Annotated in this window: 3 protein-coding genes and 3 tRNA genes; all 6 read left to right on the top strand. The window is 51.7% G+C overall.

Going from position 1 to position 2,645, the window contains the following annotated elements; all coding sequences use genetic code 11:
* Positions 1-236 precede the first annotated feature (236 nt).
* Positions 237-1,199 (top strand): bifunctional biotin--[acetyl-CoA-carboxylase] ligase/biotin operon repressor BirA, encoded by a 963-nt coding sequence (gene birA / locus J5M73_RS30835; protein WP_102865257.1) that lies wholly within the window; start codon positions 237-239, stop codon positions 1,197-1,199.
* Positions 1,200-1,362: 163 nt separating this feature from the next.
* Positions 1,363-1,809 carry a hypothetical protein gene (locus J5M73_RS30830; RefSeq protein WP_102865258.1) on the top strand — a complete coding sequence of 149 codons (447 nt, stop codon included), beginning with the start codon at positions 1,363-1,365 and terminating at the stop codon, positions 1,807-1,809.
* Positions 1,810-1,951: 142 nt separating this feature from the next.
* Positions 1,952-2,036 (top strand) — tRNA-Tyr (locus tag J5M73_RS30825).
* A 24-nt stretch (positions 2,037-2,060) separates the two neighbouring features.
* A tRNA-Gly gene (locus J5M73_RS30820) sits at positions 2,061-2,134 on the top strand.
* 26 nt (positions 2,135-2,160) lie between these two features.
* Positions 2,161-2,236: transfer RNA gene (locus tag J5M73_RS30815), tRNA-Thr, on the top strand.
* A gap of 84 nt (positions 2,237-2,320) precedes the next feature.
* Positions 2,321-2,645 (top strand): GTP-binding protein (locus J5M73_RS30810; RefSeq protein WP_243433998.1); only part of this gene is annotated, 325 nt, incomplete at its 3' end.

Genomic DNA, 2,645 nt, shown 5'->3' with positions numbered 1-2,645 from the left:
GAAGTGAAACGATGCATCGCCGATGGTAGTGTGGGGTTTCCCCATGTGAGAGTAGGTCATCGTCAAGATTAAATTCCGAAACCCCAATTGCGAAAGCAATTGGGGTTTTGTTTTTGCGCGGAGAAAAGTGGATTTGATTTTTATCTGCCCGATCGACCTGCTCGCCGGGTGGTGCTTTCTATGCAATGGTTTTGGGCATGGCTATCATGCCGGGCTCATTGTGAGGCGGATACTGCATGTCGACGTTGTTAGAGCTTCTAAAGGATGGGCGATTTCACTCGGGCCAGGCGCTCGGGGAGGTGCTGGGTGTTAGTCGTAGTGCCATATGGAAGCAGTTACAGCTTCTTGAGGCGGAATTGGGGCTTGTCATCCATAAGGTACGAGGTCGTGGATATCAGTTGGCCACTCCAATCACTTTGTTGAGCAGTGCGGAGATAAGTCGGTGCTCTTCTTCCAGCAGTGCTTGGGACGTTCGAATTTTTGATTCTATCGACTCCACAAATGCTGAGGCACTGCGATCCATCGAGGGGGGGGCTGTGGCTCCTTTTCTGGTGCTAGCTGAGCGTCAGACCGCGGGGCGTGGCCGGCGTGGACGCAAGTGGATAAGTCCTTTTGCCGAGAATATCTATTACAGCTTGGTCTTGCGCATAGATGGAGGTCTCCGGCAATTGGAGGGTCTCAGTCTGGTCGTAGGGTTGGCGGTTATGCATACCCTTCGTGAGTATGGAATCCCAAGTGCGGGTTTGAAGTGGCCAAACGATGTTTTGGTTGGTCAGAAGAAGGTCGCGGGAATACTTTTGGAGCTGGTGGGCGATCCTGCGGACGTGTGTCATGTGGTCCTGGGGGTTGGGATTAATGTGAATATGCAGAGCGCCGAGGGGGTCGATCAGGAGTGGTCCTCGATAAGGTTGGAGTCTGGCCAGGTTACTGATCGCAATCAGTTGGTTGCTCGATTGAGTGAGACCCTTGTGGCTTATCTGGAGCGTCATCGACTGGATGGTTTCTCTGCTATCCAGGGCGAATGGGAGCAAGGTCATCTCTGGCAGGGGCGTGAGGTGACTCTGATTGCGGGGGTCAATAAGATCGATGGTGTCGTGCTGGGTATTGATCGCCAAGGGGCGTTGCGGTTGAGCGTTGAAGGTGAAGAGAAAACTTATAGCGGTGGGGAGCTCAGTCTAAGGTTGCGTGATGATCCTTGAGTTTGGCTGCGAAGCGCCATGAAATGTGCCCGTGCTACCTTAGGCTAGTAGGTGGGGAGGCTTGTATAGCTGCTCTGGGCGTTGTGTTGGTTTCGCAGGATCAGTTTGTTCGTGATTTGTTTTTTCGAGTTGACTAAGGCTTGTCTTTCGTCTCGAGGTATTTATGCGCTGGCTGTTTCTGTTGTTACTGGTCCTCAATGGTTTCTATTACATCTGGCACCAGCAGGAAGCACCTCTTCGTGCGAAAGAGGTTATGCCTCTCTCGCTCTATCGAGGCTCTCAGCAAGATATTCGCTTGTTGAGTGAGTCTGCAGATTCGGTCGAGCGGAGGGATAAGGGGAGGGTTGGAGAGGTTGATGCAAGCTGTCTCTATCTGGGGGGCTTTGCTCGTCGAGATATGGCTCAGATGCTTGAGCAGCGGCTTATAGGGCTGGGGGCGGATGTCAGGCTACTGTCCTTGAGTGTTCCTGGATCTTCTGGTTTCTGGTTGCGTGTGGCCCCTGAAAGCAAGCATTTGCTGGATGATCTACAGCTGCAGAACCTTGCTAAGGAATTCAATGAGTTAAAACATAAAATAATGCCTTGTGAGGGGCTTGCAACTGTCGAATAGGTTGCATAGAATGGCGCCCGCTCCGCAGTGAAGACCTTTTTAGGTTAAAGCAGCAGAGCTAAGTCAACGCAGCTAACCTCAAGATTTTATTGAGAAAATGCTTGACAGAAAGGTGGCGTAGTATAAAATGCTGCCTCGCTTAGGAGGGGTTCCCGAGCGGCCAAAGGGATCAGACTGTAAATCTGACGTCTACGACTTCGAAGGTTCGAATCCTTCCCCCTCCACCAGATTTAGCGAGAGCTGCAGGCTCCGCGGGTATAGTTTAGTGGTAGAACCTCAGCCTTCCAAGCTGATGATGCGGGTTCGATTCCCGCTACCCGCTCCAAGTTTGCAGGTTTTGCAAAGTGTTACGCTCTTGTAGCTCAGTTGGTAGAGCACACCCTTGGTAAGGGTGAGGTCAGCGGTTCAAATCCGCTCAAGAGCTCCATATAACAAGGCAGATATGAAAATATCTGCCTTTGTTTTAATGGCTTGTGTGACTTGCTCAATTCTTCTCCTAGGGGTGATTTCGATGGCTAAGGAAAAGTTCGAACGTAATAAGCCGCACGTTAACGTGGGTACTATCGGTCACGTTGACCACGGTAAGACCACGCTGACTGCTGCTCTGACTCGCGTTTGTTCCGAGGTTTTCGGTTCGGCTCGTGTTGACTTCGACAAGATCGACAGTGCCCCAGAAGAAAAAGCTCGTGGTATCACCATCAACACTGCGCACGTAGAGTACGATTCGCACATTCGTCACTACGCGCACGTTGACTGCCCAGGTCACGCCGACTACGTCAAAAACATGATCACCGGTGCTGCCCAGATGGACGGCGCGATCCTGGTTTGCTCGGCTG

Origin of the sequence: Pseudomonas sp. 50_B (assembly GCF_017491625.1) — a bacterium.
Taxonomy (GTDB): domain Bacteria; phylum Pseudomonadota; class Gammaproteobacteria; order Pseudomonadales; family Pseudomonadaceae; genus Aquipseudomonas; species Aquipseudomonas danubii.
This window is presented reverse-complemented; position numbering and strand designations above follow the sequence as displayed.